Source organism: Streptomyces sp. NPDC085932 (genome assembly GCF_044540525.1).
Lineage (GTDB): Bacteria > Actinomycetota > Actinomycetes > Streptomycetales > Streptomycetaceae > Streptomyces > Streptomyces levis.
Window position 1 is genome coordinate 74,344 of sequence record NZ_JBITSJ010000006.1, and the last position, 17,368, is coordinate 91,711.

At 73.5% G+C, this 17,368-nt stretch carries 16 protein-coding genes; 9 read left to right on the top strand and 7 right to left on the bottom strand.

The window, feature by feature from the left end:
• Nucleotides 1–148: 148 nt before the first annotated feature.
• Nucleotides 149–598 (bottom strand): SRPBCC family protein, encoded by a 450-nt coding sequence (locus tag ACIGAQ_RS27685; RefSeq protein ID WP_311678745.1) that lies wholly within the window; start codon nt 596–598, stop codon nt 149–151.
• Between the two features lie 151 nt (nt 599–749).
• Here ACIGAQ_RS27685 and ACIGAQ_RS27690 point away from each other — a divergent pair, with 151 nt between their 5' ends.
• The 3 genes from ACIGAQ_RS27690 (at nt 750) to ACIGAQ_RS27700 (ending at nt 2,221) form a co-directional block, all read left to right on the top strand.
• The gene (locus ACIGAQ_RS27690) at nt 750–1,193 is read left to right on the top strand and encodes a phage holin family protein (RefSeq protein WP_399787328.1); all 444 of its coding nucleotides are present in this window, start codon (nt 750–752) and stop codon (nt 1,191–1,193) included.
• Nucleotides 1,190–1,621, top strand: coding sequence for a DUF3618 domain-containing protein (locus ACIGAQ_RS27695; protein WP_311678741.1), 432 nt, complete (start codon nt 1,190–1,192; stop codon nt 1,619–1,621). The genes ACIGAQ_RS27690 and ACIGAQ_RS27695 overlap by 4 nt, the downstream gene beginning before the upstream one ends.
• Before the next feature lie 147 nt (nt 1,622–1,768).
• Nucleotides 1,769–2,221, top strand: coding sequence for a flavodoxin family protein (locus ACIGAQ_RS27700; protein WP_399787331.1), 453 nt, complete (start codon nt 1,769–1,771; stop codon nt 2,219–2,221).
• 38 nt (nt 2,222–2,259) lie between these two features.
• Here ACIGAQ_RS27700 and ACIGAQ_RS27705 read toward each other — a convergent pair whose 3' ends face one another.
• The gene (locus ACIGAQ_RS27705) at nt 2,260–3,450 is read right to left on the bottom strand and encodes a YhjD/YihY/BrkB family envelope integrity protein (RefSeq protein ID WP_399787334.1); all 1,191 of its coding nucleotides are present in this window, start codon (nt 3,448–3,450) and stop codon (nt 2,260–2,262) included.
• Between the two features lie 433 nt (nt 3,451–3,883).
• Here ACIGAQ_RS27705 and ACIGAQ_RS27710 point away from each other — a divergent pair, with 433 nt between their 5' ends.
• The 3 genes from ACIGAQ_RS27710 (at nt 3,884) to ACIGAQ_RS27720 (ending at nt 7,815) form a co-directional block, all read left to right on the top strand.
• Nucleotides 3,884–4,516 (top strand): GNAT family N-acetyltransferase, encoded by a 633-nt coding sequence (locus ACIGAQ_RS27710; RefSeq protein WP_399787337.1) that lies wholly within the window; start codon nt 3,884–3,886, stop codon nt 4,514–4,516.
• A 305-nt stretch (nt 4,517–4,821) separates the two neighbouring features.
• Nucleotides 4,822–6,831 carry a DUF1996 domain-containing protein gene (locus ACIGAQ_RS27715; RefSeq protein ID WP_399788419.1) on the top strand — a complete coding sequence of 670 codons (2,010 nt, stop codon included), beginning with the start codon at nt 4,822–4,824 and terminating at the stop codon, nt 6,829–6,831.
• Between the two features lie 219 nt (nt 6,832–7,050).
• A complete protein-coding gene (locus tag ACIGAQ_RS27720) occupies nt 7,051–7,815 on the top strand; it encodes a sulfite exporter TauE/SafE family protein (RefSeq protein WP_399787340.1) in 765 nt (254 codons plus the stop codon).
• A 9-nt stretch (nt 7,816–7,824) separates the two neighbouring features.
• Here the strand turns inward: ACIGAQ_RS27720 and ACIGAQ_RS27725 are convergent, their stop codons facing one another.
• The 3 genes from ACIGAQ_RS27725 to ACIGAQ_RS27735 form a co-directional block, all read right to left on the bottom strand.
• Entirely contained in the window at nt 7,825–10,086 is a 2,262-nt protein-coding gene (locus ACIGAQ_RS27725; protein WP_399787343.1) for an MMPL family transporter, read from the bottom strand.
• A 171-nt stretch (nt 10,087–10,257) separates the two neighbouring features.
• Nucleotides 10,258–11,124: an EamA family transporter gene (locus ACIGAQ_RS27730; RefSeq protein WP_399787345.1), complete on the bottom strand. Its 867-nt coding sequence runs from the start codon at nt 11,122–11,124 to the stop codon at nt 10,258–10,260.
• Between the two features lie 175 nt (nt 11,125–11,299).
• A complete protein-coding gene (locus tag ACIGAQ_RS27735) occupies nt 11,300–12,121 on the bottom strand; it encodes a chitosanase (protein ID WP_399787348.1) in 822 nt (273 codons plus the stop codon).
• A gap of 229 nt (nt 12,122–12,350) precedes the next feature.
• On the opposite strand from ACIGAQ_RS27735, the gene ACIGAQ_RS27740 reads away from it, so the two are divergent.
• Nucleotides 12,351–13,316 (top strand): aldo/keto reductase, encoded by a 966-nt coding sequence (locus ACIGAQ_RS27740; protein ID WP_399787351.1) that lies wholly within the window; start codon nt 12,351–12,353, stop codon nt 13,314–13,316.
• Between the two features lie 118 nt (nt 13,317–13,434).
• Nucleotides 13,435–13,617: a hypothetical protein gene (locus ACIGAQ_RS27745; protein WP_311678730.1), complete on the top strand. Its 183-nt coding sequence runs from the start codon at nt 13,435–13,437 to the stop codon at nt 13,615–13,617.
• Here the strand turns inward: ACIGAQ_RS27745 and ACIGAQ_RS27750 are convergent.
• Entirely contained in the window at nt 13,605–14,372 is a 768-nt protein-coding gene (locus tag ACIGAQ_RS27750; protein WP_399787354.1) for an ankyrin repeat domain-containing protein, read from the bottom strand. The two genes, ACIGAQ_RS27745 and ACIGAQ_RS27750, sit on opposite strands and share 13 nt — an antisense overlap.
• A 152-nt stretch (nt 14,373–14,524) precedes the next feature.
• Between ACIGAQ_RS27750 and ACIGAQ_RS27755 the strand changes: the two genes are divergently transcribed.
• Nucleotides 14,525–16,660, top strand: coding sequence for a SpoIIE family protein phosphatase (locus ACIGAQ_RS27755; RefSeq protein ID WP_399787357.1), 2,136 nt, complete (start codon nt 14,525–14,527; stop codon nt 16,658–16,660).
• On the opposite strand, the gene ACIGAQ_RS27760 is transcribed toward ACIGAQ_RS27755, so the two are convergent.
• Nucleotides 16,651–17,343 (bottom strand): GAF and ANTAR domain-containing protein, encoded by a 693-nt coding sequence (locus ACIGAQ_RS27760; protein ID WP_311678726.1) that lies wholly within the window; start codon nt 17,341–17,343, stop codon nt 16,651–16,653. The two genes, ACIGAQ_RS27755 and ACIGAQ_RS27760, sit on opposite strands and share 10 nt — an antisense overlap.
• Nucleotides 17,344–17,368 lie beyond the last annotated feature (25 nt).

Consider the following 17,368-nt stretch of genomic DNA (forward strand, 5'->3'; position numbering starts at 1 on the left):
CGGCCGGCGCGCGGGGGGGGCCTCCCCGCCCCGCCCCCCCCCCGCCCCCCCCCCCCCGCGGGGGGGGCCCCCCCCCCCGGGCGGGGGGGGGGGGGGGGCCCCCCCCCCCGGGGGGGGGGCCCCCCGCCTCGCGTGTGCGCCGGACCGGTCAGACCTCGCCGCGCCAGGCGCCCGTCTCGGACCCGCGCGACTCCATGAACTCCTTGAAGCGCCGCAGGTCGCCGGAGACCTGTCGCTTGACGAACCCGAGCTTGTCGCCCACCGTCTCGGCCACGCCGCTGGGATCGAAGTCCATCTGCAGCATGACCTTGGTCGTGTCGTCCTGGATGCGGTGGAACGTCACCACACCGGCCTGCTTGGCCTCACCGTTCACGGTGGTCCAGGCGACGCGCTCGTCCGGGATCTGCTCGGTGATCTCCGCGTCGAACTCCCGCTCCTGGCCGCCGACCTTCGTCACCCAGTGCGTCAGGGTGTCGGTGCGCTGCTCGATGCGCTCCACGCCGTCCATGAACTCCGGGAACGTCTCGAACTGCGTCCACTGGTTGTAGGCCGTGTGGACCGGGACGCGGACCTCGATGGATTCCTCTACCTGCGACAAGGCGGTACCTCCCTTTCTCGTACGGAGAGCGACCGTCGAGTACCGGATTCCGCGCCGGTCACTCCTGCTCGGCACGACTTCTCCGGCCGGGTGTCCTTTTCGCCTCGTCCGGGGTACCCGGCCCGGGACAACGGACCGGGAGGTGATCGCCATGTCGGACACGGACCGCGCGGCATCCGCCGCCACGCGCCCGAACTCCGCGCCGACGGCCGGGGACGAGCCCGTGAGCGAGCTGGTGCAGCGCGCGACGACACAGCTCACCGAGCTGGTGCGGGGCGAAATGCGCCTCGCCCAGGCGGAGATGACCGAGAAGGGCAAACGCTTCGGAAAGGGCGGAGGCCTCTTCGGCGGGGCCGGCGTGCTGGGTTTCGTCACCCTGCAGGCCCTGGTGGCCACGGTGATCGCCGCCCTGGCGGTACCGCTTCCGGTGTGGGCGGCGGCCCTGATCGTCACGGCCGTCCTCGCCGTCGCCACCGGTGTGACGGCGATGGCCGGCCGCAAGCAGGTGCGCCAGGCCTCCCCGCCCACCCCGCAGCGGACCATCGACAGCGTCAAGGCCGACGTGGCCGAGATCAAGGAGAGTGCACAGCGATGACCCAGCCCCCGCACGACGAGCCGACCGCCGGCAGCCCCGAGGAACTGCGCGAGCAGGTCGAGCGCACCCGCCACGAACTGGGCGACACCGTCCAAGAGCTCGCGGACCGCGCCGACGTGAAGGCCCGCGCCCGCGAGAAGGCCGTGGCCGTCAAGGAACAGGCCGGGCACAAGGCCCAGGCCTGGCGCGGGCAGGCCATGGCCAAGGCGTCGCACGTGGCGCACACGGTCGAGGAGAAGCTGCCCGAGCCGGTGAAGCAGAAGGGCGCCGCCGCGGCTCAGGGCGCGAAGGAGAAGGCCGCACAGGCGGAGCAGGTCTGGCAGGACAAGGCTCCGCAGCAGGTGCGTGACCACCGGACCGCCCTGCTGGCGGGCGCCGGGGCCCTGGTCGTCGCCGTCCTGCTGATGCGCCGCCGCAGGAACGGCTGACCTCCGGATCACCGGCACCGGCCCCCGTCACCGCGCACGCGCTCGGTGACGGGGGCCTCGGTCTGCCTGACGGGGCCGGTGCCGTCGGCAGCGCCGACAGGTGCTGCGGCTTGCGGTGACGGGGGCGGCACGGCAGGGTCGGGAGGCGTGGCCACCTTGCTGATCGTCCATCACACGCCCTCGCCCAACTGCCAGGCGATGTTCGAAGCGGTCCTCTCCGGGGCGACGGACCCCGAGATCGAGGACGTCCGGGTCGTCCGCGTGCCCGCGCTGTCGGCCACGGCCTCCGACGTCCTCGCCGCCGACGGCTACCTGCTGGGCACCCCCGCGAACCTCGGCTACATGTCCGGCGCCCTCAAGCACTTCTTCGACCAGGTCTACTACCCGTGCCTGGACGCGACGCGCGGGCGCCCGTTCGGCTACTGGGTGCACGGCGGCAACGACGTGACCGGAGCGGTCCGCGGGATCGAGTCGGTCACCACGGGCCTCGGCTGGCGCCGCGCCGCCGAGGGCGTCACCGTGACCGGCGAGCCGGACAAGACCGACACCGAGCGCTGCTGGGAGCTGGGCGCGACGGTCGCCGCCGGACTCATGGGCTGAGCGGGCGGCCCGGGGCTCTGCCGCCGGGCCCGGAGGGCTCAGGTCTCGTCCAGCCGTCGCCGGTCCTGCTCGTCCCACTTCCGGGTGTCGCGCGGCTGGGTGTACGGCTCGGTCTCCGGCGGATGACCACCGGCGATCGCCCGCTGCCGTACCGTCTCCGCGTCGAACTCCAGCCCCAGCAGGATCGCCAGATTGGTGATCCACAGCCAGATGAGGAAGACGATGACACCGGCCATCGTCCCGTAGGTCTTGTTGTACGAGGCGAAGTTGGCCACGTAGAGGGCGAAGCCGGCGGACGCGATCAGCCAGATGCCCAGGGCCAGCAGGCTGCCCGGCGTGATCCAGCGGAAGCCCTTCACCTTGGCGTTCGGGGTCGCCCAGTAGAGGATGGCGATCATGGTCGTCACCAGAATGACCAGGACCGGCCACTTCGCGATGGACCACACGGTCAGCGCGGTGTCGCCGATGCCCAGGGCCGTGCCCGCCTGACGGGCCAGCCCGCCGGTGAAGACCACGATCAGCGCGCTGATCACGGCCAGCACCATCAGCACGACGGTCACGCCCACCCGCACCGGCAGCAACTTCCACACCGGCCGGCCCTCGGGCATGTCGTAGACGGCGTTGGCGGAGCGGATGAAGGCCGCCACGTAGCCGGAGGCCGACCAGATCGCGAGGACGATGCCGACGATCGCCATCAGCGAGCCGACGCCGGCGTTGCCCTGCAGCTGTTCCACGGCCCGGGTGATGATGTCGCGCGCCGAGCCGGGAGCGAGCTGCTGGATGTTGTCGATCACCTTGTCGGTGGTCGACCTGCCGGTCAGGCCCAGCATCGACACGAGCACCAGCAGCGCCGGGAACAGCGCCAGCACCCCGTAGTAGGTCAGCGCCGCCGCGCGGTCGGTCAGCTCGTCGTCCTTGAACTCGCGCAGGCTGCCCTTGAGCACCGCACCCCAGGAGGTCTTGGGCAGCTCGGTGGGCGAGTCCGGTGCCGCGCGTTCCACCTCGGGCCCGGGCCCGGGCTCCTCGGCGGCGGGAGCGGGCGACTCCCGGCGTTCCGCTGCGGGGCCGGGCCCCGGCTGCTCGGCATCGGAGGCGGGCACCTCCCGGCGTTCCGCATCGGGGCCGGGCGCTTCCCGGCGTTCTGCCTCGGGGCCTGGGCGGGGGGCCTCCGATGGCGGGGCATCGGTCGCCGCGTGGTCTTTTCGTCCGGGTATGTGCAGTTTCACCATGCGAGCCGGGTAACCCCGGACCGGGGCCTTAAGCCGAGCGCACCGGTGCAGTCACCGGGCGGCCTCGTCCCGCAGGGCCGGCCCGTGCCGCCGCAGGTCCTCCGACAGCACCCGCACGGCTGTCAGGCCGCCCCCGTGCAGGCCCGGCAGCCCCTCCCGGAGCGCAGCGCGACCCGCTGCAGCGTCGCGGGGCCGGCCTCGCGCGGGGCAGGGCGAGCCTTCCGATCCCGGGGGGCAGGTCCCCGCGGTAGGCGCCGGCGACGGCCCCGCTCGGAGAAGGTGACCGTCCCCGCCTGCGTGTCCTCCTCGGCCCCCGGTAGGGGGAGTGCGGCCCCGCTCCGCTGATCCACGGTGGTCAAGGCGGGAGTCCGGCGCAACGACCACACCGCGCACGGGGTTGAGGGAGCGCTCCCACGGCGGGCACGATGCCGCCATGACCACCTCTCCGATCATCCGTCCCTACCGTCCCGAGGACCGCCCGGCCCTGGCCGACATCTGCGTCCGCACCGCGCACAACGGCGGGGACAGCCGCCCCCACTACACGGACCCGGACATCTTCCCGGCCACCTTCGCGGCTCCCTACGTCCATCTGGAGCCGGAGCTGGCCTTCGTGCTGGACGACGGGCGGGGGCAGGCCGTCGGGTACATCGTCGGCACCGCCGACACCGGGCGCTTCGCCGAGGCCTTCCGCGTCACCTGGCTGCCTCTCGTCGCCGAGCGCCACCCGGAGCCGTCCGGGCGGCCGCGCACCCCGGACGAGGAGATCGCCCACCTGCTGCACCACCCGGAGCGGATGGTCGTGCCGGAACTGGCGGCCTACCCCGCGCACCTCCACATCGACCTGCTGCCCGCCTGGCAGGGCCGCGGCCACGGGCGCCGGCTCATGCGGACCTTCCTCGCGGCACTGCAGGACAGGGGCGTACCGGCCGTGCACCTGGCCATGGCCACGGCCAACACCCGGGCCAGGGCCTTCTACGACCGCATGGGGTTCCACGAACTGGACGTCCCCGAGCCCGGTTCGGCCACCTTCCTGGGGCGCAGCACGAAGGAACTCGACCGGCTCTGACCGGCCTCATGGACCGGAGCTGCTTCCTGTGCGGTCACGTCGACCTCCGCTGACCTGCGCTTCCCCGCCGGCGCGTGGGTCCGGCGGGGCCCGAAGGTTTGCCGGGCTCATGAGAGTTCCCCGAGAATTCTCGGCACGCCTGAACACACCAGTGCTCCCGTACGTATGGGGCGAGGGGATTTTCATGCCCGGCACGCCACAAGCGCAGGAGAGCACCCTTGGCACGCAATTCGCGAAGACGCCCTACAGGCAAACGACGCGCGACCTTCGCCGCGTTCGCGCTGATCCTGGGCGGAGGCGGCCTGATGGCCGCGAACGTCTACGCCTCGGCCACGGACGGCGGTTGGGACGGTGAGGCCGCCGAGACGCGGTCCGGCGCGGGAGCCCCGGCCGGAGGCGCGACGATCGACTGCCCGGACGTGGGCACCAAGCTGACCTCGGTCCCCGAGCAGGCCAGGGCGGAGGTCGACAAGGAACTCGCCCTGCTGGACGAGCAGATCGCCCAGGCGTACCAGCGGCTGAGCGCTTCCGCCCAGCAGATCCAGCAGGACTCCGGCTTCGCCGAGAGCGCGATCGTGAACCCGCTGAAGGACAAGCGGGCCGCGACCCTGGAGCGCATCGGGATCGCCATCGACCGCGTGGGCGACCGGCCCGAAGGGCTCGACGCCCTCGCGGCCTGCACCCTGCGCGAGTCCGGCAACCAGCCGCCGGCCGAGGGCGAGGGCCAGGACGGCGGCGGCGAGGAGTCCGGCCAGGACCAGGGCGAGGGACAGCAGAACGACCAGGAGCAGGGCCAGGGTCAGGGCGCGAACGGGGGACAGGCGGGCAACGGCCCCGTCGCCGCCGACTTCGTGGACATCAAGAACGTCCAGCCGAACGTCAACACCCCCCGCCCGGAGGGGAACGCCTCCCGCGGTTCGTTCGCGACGAGCTGCGGTGTGAACGAGAACGGCCTGTTCAACTCGGACAACGTCATCGTCGCCCCGGGTGTGAGCAACGGCGCCCACCACTTCCACGACTACGTGGGCAACCAGGCCAACGACGCCTTCGCCAGCGACCAGGACCTCGCGAACGCCGAGACCAGCTGCGTCGACCAGGGTGACAAGTCCTCCTACTACTGGCCGGTCCTGCGCCTGCAGAACGGCACGCAGGAGCAGGACGCCCAGAAGCCGGGCGGTGGCATCGAGGGCAACGCCGGCGAGATCGTCACGCCGAAGCAGGTCACCCTGAACTTCGTGGGCAGCCCGCGCGACAAGGTCACGGCCATGCCGCGGCTGCTGCGCATCATCACCGGCGACGCCAAGGCGTTCGTGAACGGCCCGGCCAACGCCAACGCCTCCTGGAGCTGCACCGGTTTCGAGGACCGGCAGCTGAAGGACAAGTACCCGCTGTGCCCGCAGGGCAGTGACGTGGTGCGCACCTTCAAGTTCCAGAGCTGCTGGGACGGCCGCAACATCGACAGCGCCAACCACCGCACCCACGTGGCGTTCGCGGACGCCGCCGGCGCGTGCCCGTCCGGCTTCCGTGCCATCCCGCAGCTGGTGCAGCGCATCGTCTACGACGTCGACGCGCCGAGCCTCCAGGACGGCGGCCGTACGACACCCCTGTTCGCGGTCGACTCCTTCCCGGAGCAGCTGCACAAGCCGGTGACGGACCACGGCGACTTCATCAACGTCTTCGACGAGAACCTGATGAAGAAGATGGTCGACTGCATCAACGAGGGCCGCACGTGCGGCGCCGGTGCGGGCGAGGAGCCGGGGCAGGGTGAAGACCCGGGCCAGGGCGAGGACCCGGGCCAGGGTGAGGACCCGGGCCAGGGCGAGCAGCCCGGCCAGGGTGAGCAGCCCTCGCAGACTCCGGAGGCGCCGCAGGACGGGAACGCCGGCGGCAAGCCCGGTGACGCGGGCGGCGACGACGGCAAGGGCGACGGCGGCAACGGTGAGGACGGCAAGGGCGACGACGGCAAGGGCGAGGCCTCCGAGCCTCCGGCCGCCGAGAAGCCGACCGCCGAGCCGAAGCCCGGCGACGGCTCCAAGGCCCCCGGCGCCACCGCACCGGAGGTGCTCGCGACGCCCTCGTCCGGCGGCGGCACGGGCGACAAGGGCGGTCAGGACGCGGACGGTCTCGGCGAGTCGCAGGCCGTCGGTACGGCCACCAGCGCCGCCCCGACGCCGTCCGCGCCGTCCCAGCCCGAGTCGCAGGCGGTCGGCCAGGGCGGCCTCGCCGACACCGGCGCCCAGCTCTGGCCCGCCGCGGCGGGTGCGGTCCTGGTCCTCTCCGGCTTCGTGGTCCTGCGCCGCGTGAGGCGCAGCTGACCGACCGCGACGCTCCGGCCTGACCGGCGAACGGCGGCGGGACCTCCGACCAGGGGGCCCGCCGCCGTTCCGCGTCCTGGCCGGCCGGACGCGCAGCGGCCGGTCCCCGCCGACGGTCCGCGTCCGCCACCCTTCGGCGATCACCGAACGGCGCACGCTCTAGCGTGACCCCATGAACCTCATCGTCACCCGGGAGCGCACCCACGGCGGAGCGGCCACGTGACCCCGTGGGAGATGGTGGCCGTGCTGGCGGCCGGCACGGGTGCGGGAGCCGTCAACGCCGTCGTCGGCTCCGGCACGCTGATCACCTTCCCCGTCCTGCTCGCCACCGGACTGCCCCCGGTCACCGCCACCGTGTCCAACGGGCTCGGCCTGGTCCCCGGATCCATCAGCGCGATCATCGGCTACCGCGAGGAACTCCGCGGTCAGGGCCGGCGCGCCCTCCTGCTCGGCCTCGGCGCCGTGCTCGGCGGTCTCACGGGCGCCGTCCTGCTGCTGACCCTGCCCGCCGCGGCGTTCGAGCGGATCGTGCCGGTCCTGGTGGGGCTCGCCCTGGTCCTGGTCGCCTGCCAGCCCCTGATCGCCCGGCGATTGCGTCGTCGTCGCGCGTCCGGGAGCCGCACCCGCCGCGACGGCGGCCCGCTGCTGTTCACCGGCCTGACCCTGGCCAGCGTCTACGGCGGCTACTTCTCCGCGGCCCAGGGCATCATCTACGTCTCGCTGATGGGCATGCTCCTCGACGACACGCTCCAGCGGCTCAACGCCGTCAAGAACGTGCTGGCAGCGGTGGTCAGCACCGTCGCCGCCGTGGTGTTCCTCTTCTTCGCGGACTTCGACTGGACGGCTGTCGTGCTCATCGCCGCGGGCTCCGCCCTGGGCGGCCTGATCGGAGCGCGGGTCGGACGCCGTTTCAGCCCGGCCGTGCTGCGCACCCTCATCGTGTCCGTGGGCACCCTCGCCCTGGTCCACCTGGTGCTGCGCTGACCTCCGCGCCTACGACGCCGGCCGGCCCGCTGCCGGCGTCGCCTCGCCCTCGGCGTCGATGTGCGGCAGCACGCGGTCCAGCCACCGCGGGGTCCACCAGGCGTGCCGCCCGAGCAGGGTCATCACCGCCGGCACCATGAGCAGGCGCACCACCGTCGCGTCGATGAGGACGCTGACGGCCAGCCCCAGCCCGAGCATCTTGACCACGATGTTGTCGCTGACGATGAACGCCGCGAACACGCTCACCATGATCAGGGCGGCGCAGGTGATGACCCGGGCCGTGATCTCCAGCGCGTGCGCGACCGAGGCCTTGGCGTCCCCCGTGCGCCGCCACGCCTCGTGCACGCGGGACAGCAGGAAGATCTCGTAGTCCATGCTGAGGCCGAAGACGATCGCGAACATCATCATCGGCACGTAACTCTCGATGGGGACGGTGCCGTTGACGCCGAGCGCGGGACCGCCCCAGCCCCACTGGAACACGGCGACCACCACCCCGTACGAGGCGGCGATCGACAGGACGTTCAGGACCGCCGCCTTCACCGCGACGAGCAGGCCGCGGAACACGGCCAGGATGATCAGGAACGCCAGGGCCACCACGACGGCGATGATGAGGGGCAGCCGGGAGGCGACGATGTCGCGGAAGTCGACCTGAGCCGCCGTCGTGCCCGTGACGTAGCCCTTGGCGTCCGTGCCCCGGACGGCGTCGGGAAGGGTGTCGTCGACCAGCCGGTTGGCCAGGTCCGTGGTCGTGGCGCTCTGCGGCGACTGGGACGAGTACACCGTGCCGATCAGGACGTCACCGTCCTGGGTGGAGGTCAGCGGGGTGACGACGGCGGCACCCTCGACCTTGTCGAGCGTCTGCTGTGCGCTGGAGGTCAGGGCGGAACGCTGCGAGTCCGGTACGCCGCTCTGGTCGATGACGACGGTGAGCGGGCCGTTGGAACCGGGCCCGAAGGCGTCCGTCATCAGGTCGTAGGCCCGCCGGTCGGTGAAGGACGTCGGATCGGCGCCGTCGCCGATGTGGCCGAGCTGGATCGACAGCACCGGGATCGCGAGCACCACGACCACCGCCACCCCCGCCGACAGGAACCAGACCGGCCTGCGCTCCACCCGCTGCGCGTACCGGTGCCAGGTGCCCTGTGGTGTCCCGCCCGCCCCGGCCTCCGTCTCGGCCACGGGACGGCGCACGTGGTAGCGGTCGATGCGCCGGCCGATGAGTCCGAGCAGGGCCGGGACCAGCGTGAGCGCACCCACGACGGCGGAGACGACGGTGACGGCGGCGGCCAGTCCGAGCAGGCCGATGAAGGAGACCCCGGACGTCGACAGACCGGCCAGCGCGATGATCACCGTGCAGCCGGAGACGAGGACCGCGTGGCCGCTGGTGGCGGCGGCCTGCCCGGCGGCCCGCACCGGGTCGGCGCCGTCCATGAGGTGCTGCCGGTGCCGGGTGATCATGAACAGGGCGTAGTCGATCCCGACACCGAGCCCGATCATCGTGGCCAGGGTGGGGGAGACGGTCGCGAAGGTGAACGCGGCGGCCAGCAGCCCGAGGACGGCCAGGCCGCCGACGACGCTGATGAGCGCGGTGAGCAGCGGGACGCAGGCGGCGATCACGCTGCCGAAGCCGACCAGCAGCACGATGACGGCCACCGCGAACCCGATCAGCTCGCTCACCCGGTCGTCCGCGGCCGGCCGGGCGAGCTCGCCGAGCGGTCCGCCGTACTCCACCTCCGCTCCGGCCGACCGCAGCGGCCGCACGGCGTCGTCCACCCCGTTCAGGTAGGAGTCGCCGAGCGTCGAGGGCTGCACGTCGAACCGGACGGTGATGTAGGCCGTCTTCCGGTCGTCGGACAGCGGCCCGACGTTCTGCTGCGACTGCCCCGAGGAGGAGCCCTGCGCGGAGAGCGGGTTCTGGGCCGACAGGACGTGCGGCAGCTTCTCCAGGTCGGCGACCGTCGTGGAGACCTGCGAGCTCAGCGCGGTCAGGGGCTGCCCGTCGTCGTGCAGCACGATCTGGCTGCTGTAGCCGCCGGCCTCGGGATCGTGCTGCTCGAGCACGTCCAGTCCCTTCTGGGACTGCGCCTGGGGCAGTGAGAAGTTGTCGGAGTACTCGCCGCCGAGGGTCCGGCTGAGGACCTGCAGCGCCACCAGGGCGACCAGCCAGGCGATGATGACGACCACGAAGTGGCGCGCGCACCACTCGCCCAGCCGCCGCAGCGGACCAGGGCGCGCGGCCCTGCTGTCCCGTTCACCACTGCGGGGGTGCGGCATGGAGCGGCCTCCCGTGTCGGCTGAGACGTTCGATCCCGCTCATTAGATGCGCCCGGGTTCACTCCGCCCCGGACTCCACGCCCCCGCGTGCGGCCGTTCCCCCGAAAGGTGGCTGCCGGGCGAACTCCCCGGGCCGGCCCCCGAGCGCTGTCGCAGACCGGCCCGGCGGCTTCAGCGCCCCGGACCCCAGGGCCACCCCGAACCCGACCAGCGCACTGCCCGCGCCCTGGGCGATGCCGTAGGAGCCCGTGCCCACGAGGGGGGGGCGGTACAGGCCGCGGCGACCGGGATGAGACCGGAGAACAGCGTGGCGCGCTCCGCGCCGATCCGCTGCATGCCCATGTACCAGCACACGAACCCGACCACCGTGACGACCACCGCCTGCCACAGCAGCGCGCCCGCCTCGACCGCGTCCGGACGCCGCAGCCACCCGGTGCCGTCGGCCAGGAGGCCGGCCGCCGCCGACTCCAGGGCGGCGACCGCGCAGACGACCGCGGCCAGCAGCCGGGGCCCGAGGGGCCGCAGCACGGGGACGGCGAGGACGGCGAAACCGACCTCGCCGGCCAGCGCGCACACCGAGAACGCGAGGCCCGCGCCGTCCGTGCGTCCCCAGCCCTGCACGACGCAGGCGCCGGCCGCCACGAGCAACGCCCCGTGGACCACGGCGCGTTGCGGCCTGCGCCCGTCCAGGAGCGGCACGAGCACGGCCACCACCACGGGGGCGCAGCCCACGAACACCCCGGGAACGGCAGGTTCCGCGGTGCGCTCGGCGGCGAGCACGGCCAGGTTGAAGCCCACCATGCCCACCGCCGCGAGCAGGACGAGACGGGCCCACTGACGGGACGTCAACGCCCGCAGCCGGGCGAGCACGCCCCGCCCGGAGAGCGGGAACAGCAGCAGGCAGGCCAGCCCGTAGCGCAGGAACTGGCCGCCCGCGTAGGGGTAGGCGCCCAGGACGCTGTTGGCGGTGAAGGACCCTCCGACGAGGACACAGGCGAGCGCGGCGAGCAGGGCTCCGCGCGTGGTGGCGGCGTTCATGCGGGCGACGCTAGGCAGCCGGGCGGCCCGGGAGGAGGTCCACTTCCCTGCCCTTTTGCCGGACCAATCCGAGAAGCCGTCGTGAAGGGCGGATGTGCCGGACCGGTGCGTGGGACCGATGCGTGGGACCCTCGTCTCCCGGCCGCCCGGCGGGCTCAGCGGTGCGCCCCCGCGCTCAGCCGATGTGGTAGCTGTCGCCGTAGACCTTCCAGTCCAGCGGCGGGTCGAGGTCCAGGTTGCCCCGGCGCAGGAAGACCCGCTGGGCCGTGTCGACCCGGCTCGTGTCGCTGTGCGCCTCCTCCTGCCGCATGGCCCACACGCGCGCGTCCAGGAAGGCGTCGAGGTACGTCACCTCGTCGCCGCCCTGCGCGGGCGGCATCGCCGAACGCAGCGCTCGCCGGCGGATGTTGCGGAAGCTGAGCGGGTCGGTGCCGTCGCCGTGCATGACGATGGCGTCGTAGTACGCGAACTGGCCCAGCACGCGCAGCCCGTCCGCCTTGCCCTGGCGGACCGCCGGGCCGAAGTACACCCGGTCGCGCTCGTCGTCCTGCGCCGTGCGGAAGACGCTGTCGCGGGCGGCCGCGCGCCAGGCACCGGGGAAGCCGGGGTCGAGTCCTTCGTGGGAGTCGGAGCCGTTCACCCGGCGCAGCGCCGGCAGGTACGGCGCGAGGACGTTGCCGGGGGAGCGGTCGGTGTAGAGCTCGACGAGGTCGAGCATGTCGCCGGTGCCGGAGCAGAATCCGATGATGCCGGCGGTGTAGCCGCGGCCGTCGCCGATGTCCTCGATGTACGGGTACTGCGCCTTCCAGTCGAGTGAGGAGTTCTCCGCGCTCGACACGAGCTGCATGGCGATGTCCTTCTTCACCGGATCGTCGAGCCCGGCCGCGCGGACGTCCGCCGCGGCGTGCGCGGAGTGCGGCAGAGCGGTGGTGGCGAGGGCCGCGCCGAACAGCGTCAGGACGGTGCGGCGCGCCGGTGGGGCGGTCGGATGGCTCACGGGGCCTCCAAGCAAGGGTGGGGGGTCGGGAGAGCTGGCCGTGCTGAAGTGACAGGAAGGTTTCCTATCACTCGAAGGGGCGCGGGAGAAGCCGGGAGGCGAAAGTTCGTACGGTGGAACGAGCGGCGCCGTCCGCGAAAACCGCGGGGCCCCCGGGCGGATGATCGCCTAGGGTCGGCGCAGCCGGCGGCAGCGGCCGCCGCAGAACCACGTGCCGTGGAGGTGCACCGTGCGCTATCGGGAACTGGGACGCAGCGGACTGTCCGTGTCGGAGATCGGCTACGGCGCCTGGGGCATCGGCGAGTCCGCGTGGATCGGCTCCACCGAGGACGAGTCCGTACGCGCCCTGCACCGGGCCCTGGACCTCGGGGTGAACTTCATCGACACCGCGCGCGGCTATGGCGAGAGCGAGCGCATCGTGGGCCGGGTGGTCCGGGAACGGGCCGGCGACGAGATCCTCGTCGCGACGAAGGTGCCGCCCCTGAACCGGCTGTGGCCCGCGCCCGACGGGCTCGACCCGGCCGAGACGTTCCCCGGCGACCACATCCGCGACAGCCTGGAGACCAGCCTGCGCGCGAGCGGACTCGACCACTTCGACGTCGTGCAGTTCCACGTGTGGAGCGACGACTGGGTCGGCCGCGGCGACTGGCTGGAGACGGTCGAGGAGCTGAAGCGCGAGGGCAAGATCCGGCTCTTCGGGGTCTCGATCAACGACCACCAGCCCGACAACGCCCTCCGGCTGGTGCGCAGCGGCACGGTCGACACCGTCCAGGTCATCTACAACATCTTCGACCAGGCCCCGGCCGAGCGGCTGTTCCCCGCGTGCGTGGAGCACGGCGTGGGCGTCATCGTGCGCGTCGCCCTCGACGAGGGAGGCCTGACCGGGCGGATCACGGCCGGCTCGACGTTCCCGGAGGGCGACTTCCGCAACCGTTACTTCCGCGACGACCGGCCCGCCGAGGTCGAGCGTCGGGTCGCCGCGATCCGGGCCGACCTCGGCGTCGAGGCCGACGACATGGCCGAGACGGCGCTGCGCTTCGTCCTGAGCGCCCCCGCCGTCTCGACCGTGATCCCCGGCATGCGCAGCGTCCGCAACGTCGAGCGCAACACGGCCGTGAGCGACGGACGCCTGCTGGACGACGACCGGCTGGCGGTCCTCGCCGGGCACCGCTGGCAGCGCAACTTCTACGGCTGAGCGGTGGCGACGTCCCGGATCGGGGCGGCCCGCGGGAACCAAGAGCGCGTCCCACACGTCAACTCTGTGCCCAGCGAGGGCCGATCGGTCGGCAGACCAGCGGAGAGGGGAAATCGCCATGGACGAGGCGACGTCGCAGCAGGGGAGCGAGCCGGAGGCGGCGGCGCGCCGGGCCCGCTTCGGGACGCTCCCGGAGCCGGTGCGCGTGGAGGACATGGTCGAGGAGCGCCCGGCCGGCCTCCCGGACCCGGCGCGCACGGCGTACAACCAGGACGAGTGGCTGGTCCGCTACTGCCTGTGAGTCGGAGGGCGTCCCGGGGCGGACCCCTCCGCCCCGTCGGCCGCCTCCAGCCCGCGCAGCCACCGCACCACGTCCTCGGCGCCCTGGCCGCGGGCGACGTCCAGCGGGGTCAGGCCGTCGTAGCCCCGCCAGTGGGGGTCGGCGCCGTGGGCGAGGAGGTACTGCGCGGTGGGCAGGTGCCCGCCGTGGCAGGCGCCCCAGAACGCGCTGGTGACGTCCGCGGGTGACGGCGGCTCGTCGCCCTCCACGTACGCCCGGACGCGGTCGAGCAGGCCGAGCGTCGCGGCGTCCTGGAGGGTGGTGCGGGCACCGTGTTCGACCAGCCGCAGGGCAGCACGCCACTGCCCGAACGCGCGCGCGTCGGCGAGCGGGGTGCCGCCGGCGATCACCGCCCCGGGAGCCTGGATGTCGGCCCCGGCGGCCAGCAGCGCGTCCAGGACGGGCACGTCGTCGTTGCTCGCGGCCCAGTGCAGCGGGGTCTCCTCGTGTGCTCCGCCGAAGCGGGCGTTCGGATCGGCCCCCGCGGCGACCAGCACGGCCACCACCTCGGGGCCGCGGGGCAGGTGGCCGGGCCAGTCGGTCGCGATGTGCAGCAGAGTGCGCGTGCCCGCGCCGTCCTCGCCCCGCTCGGCGATGCGTGCGCCGGCCAGCCCAGGGTGCTCGGCGAGCAGCCGCCGCAGCGCGGGCAGGTCCCCGGCCCGGATCGCCCCGGTGACGGCGACGGCCAGGGGGTCGCGGGAAGTCAGTGTCCGCAAGGCCGTCCTCCCGGTCGTCGTCGAGGCCCCGATTCTGCCAGGGCGACCCCGCCGCCGGGGCCGTTCGGCCCGCCTCCGCTCCCCGGACCACCGGACGACATGCCTCCGGGCGCCGTGAGGCGTAGCGTCCGGGTAAGAGCGGGAGGCAGCCAATGTCCGGGAGCAACGAGCCACCTGCGGGCGGTGGGCCGCTGGAGGACGCCCTGGGAGCGGCCCTGGCCGACACCGTGCGCGGCACCGGTGCCTCGACCGGCGGGCTGTACCTGATCGAGGACGCGGAACCCGTGCTGCGCCTGGTGGCGCTGTGCGGCCTGCCGGTGGAGTTCAGCGCCCCCTGGCAGCGGCTGCCCCTGACCGCACCGGTGCCCGTCGCCGACGCCATCCGCGACGACCGGCTGGTCCGGATCGCCGGCCAGGACGAGATGGCCCGCCGCTACCCGCGGGCCGCCGCCGTCCTGCCCTACCCGTTCGCCCTCACCGCCGTCCCCCTGACCGGCGTCCGGCGCCCCTGGGGCGGCCTGGTGCTGATGTGGCCCGCGATGCGCCCCCGCCCGCTCACCCCCCGCGAACGCGACCACATCACCTCCATCGCCCGGCGCATGGCCCGCCTGCTGGACGACGCCACCCGGCCCCCCGTCCTGCCCGACCAGCCACACGCCGTCCCCGTGGAGGCCGTGCACCACCCGGGGCAGACGCGCCTGGCCGCCGCCGACTACCTCGAACGCCTCCCGGAGGGCGCTCTCGCCCTCGACCTGGAGGGCCGGATCGTCTTCGCCACAGCCTCCGCGGCGCGCCTGCTCGGCCGCAGCGCCGACCGGCTGCTCGGCACCCGCCCCTGGCAGTCCCTGCCCTGGCTGGACGACCCCGCCTACGAGGACCAGTACCGCACCGCCGTCGTCAGCCGTGCCCCCGTGTCCTTCTCCGCGCTCCGCCCGCCGGACCAGCACCTCACCTTCCAGCTCTACCCGGACGCCAGCGGCATCAGCGTCCGCGTCGTCCCGGGCGGGGAGGGAGCCGAGGACCCGCCGGCGCCCGCCGCCGCACGCCCCGCGCGGGCGGCGCCGACGGGGCGCCTGTACCAGCTGGTGCACCTGGCCGCCGCGCTCACCGAGACGGTCACCGTACGCGATCTCGTCTCCCTGATCGCCCATCAGATCCTGCCCGCCTTCGGCGCCCAGGGACTCGTGCTGTCCTCGGCGGAGGCCGGCCGGCTGAAGATCACCGGCCACCACGGCTACCCCGACGACGTCATCGAACGGCTCGACGCCCTGTCCCTGGACACCGACCTCACCCCCGCCGGGCAGGTCATCGCCAGCGGCACCCCCGCCTTCTTCGCCCACCCGGCCGAGATGACCGCCAGCTACCCCAGGGCACCCCGGATCAGCGGCAAACAGGCCTGGGCGTTCCTGCCGCTGATCATCTCCGGCCGCCCGGTGGGCTGCTGCATCCTGTCCTACGACCACCCGCACCCCTTCACCGCCGACGAACGCGCCGTCCTCACCTCGCTGTCCGGCCTGATCGCCCAGGCCCTCGACCGCGCCCGCCTGTACGACGCCAAGCACCGCCTCGTCGGTGAACTGCAGCGCGCCCTGCTGCCCCGGGCCCTGCCCCGTCTGCCCGGCCTGGACGTCGCCGCCCGCTACATGCCGGCCGGTCACGGCACCGAGGTCGGCGGTGACTTCTTCGACCTGCTGCGGCTGGACGACACGACCGCGGCCGCCGTCATCGGCGACGTGGAGGGCCACAGCGTCGCCGCGGCCGCCCTGATGGGCCAGGTGCGCATCGCCGTCCACGCCCACGCCACCGCCGGCGCCGCCCCCGGCGAGGTCCTCGCCCGCACCAACCGGCTGCTGGCCGACCTCGACTCCGAGCTGCTCGTCTCCTGCCTCTACGTCCATCTCGACCTCGCCCGCCACGAGGCGTCCTTCGCCAGCGCCGGGCACGTCCCGCCGCTGCTGCGCCACACCGGACGCCCGGGCGGCATCCTGGAGATCGAACCGGGTCCCCTGCTGGGCATCGCCACCGACAGCCGCTACCCGGTCACCACCGTGCCCCTGCTGCCCGGCACCACCCTCGCCCTCTACACCGACGGCCTGGTCGAGCTCCCGGGGACGGACGCCGGACGGCTGACGGCCGACCTCGCCCGGCACCTGGACGGCGCCGACGGCCGCGACCTGGAGCGGCTCGTCGACCGGCTCGTCCGGCACACCGCCCCCACCGGCCGGCACACCGACGACATCACCGTGCTGCTGCTGCGCGCCGAGGACGGCCCGGGCGGTCAGCCCTGAGCGGAGGGGTCCGCCTGCACGCGCCGCGCCACGTCCCGCAGCTTCACGTTGTGCTCCTGCGACAGGCGCCGCAGCACGCCGAACGCCTCGTCCTCGCTCAGCCGGTGGCGCTCCATGAGGATGCCCATGGCCTCCCCGATGGCATGCCGGGTCTCCAGGGCGTGTTCGAGCTGGTCGACGGTCCTGGCCGTGGACAGCGCCACGGCGGCGTGCGAGGCGAGCAGCCAGCCCGCGGTCTCGATGTCCCGGCCGAAGGCCCCCGGGCGACGGGAGTAGAGGTTCAGCGCGCCGAAGTCGTGCCGGTCGGTGTAGAGCAGCACACCGGTCATGCTGCCGATGCCGAGGTCGCGGGCCGCCCGGCCGAACTTCGGCCAGGACGGCTGCGGCACGGTCATGTCGGCGATGCGGAACAGCCGCTCGCCGTCCACCCGACGGGCGGCGTCGAAGCACGGGCCCTCGCCCAGTTCGCCCTGCAGCCGGTCGGACTCCTCGACCATGTCGCCGCAGACGGCCAGCGTCACGGCCCGGCCCTTGGACACCGTCAGGATGCCCGCCGCGTCACACCCCTCGACCAGCTTCACCGCCGACGCGGCGATCTCGTCCAGGGTCGCCTGCACCGAATCCTGCGCCAGCAGATCACGGGCGAGCATGGCCATGTGCTCGGCGTACCGCTGCCAGTCCACCGCCCACCACCGCCTCGTTCGCCGT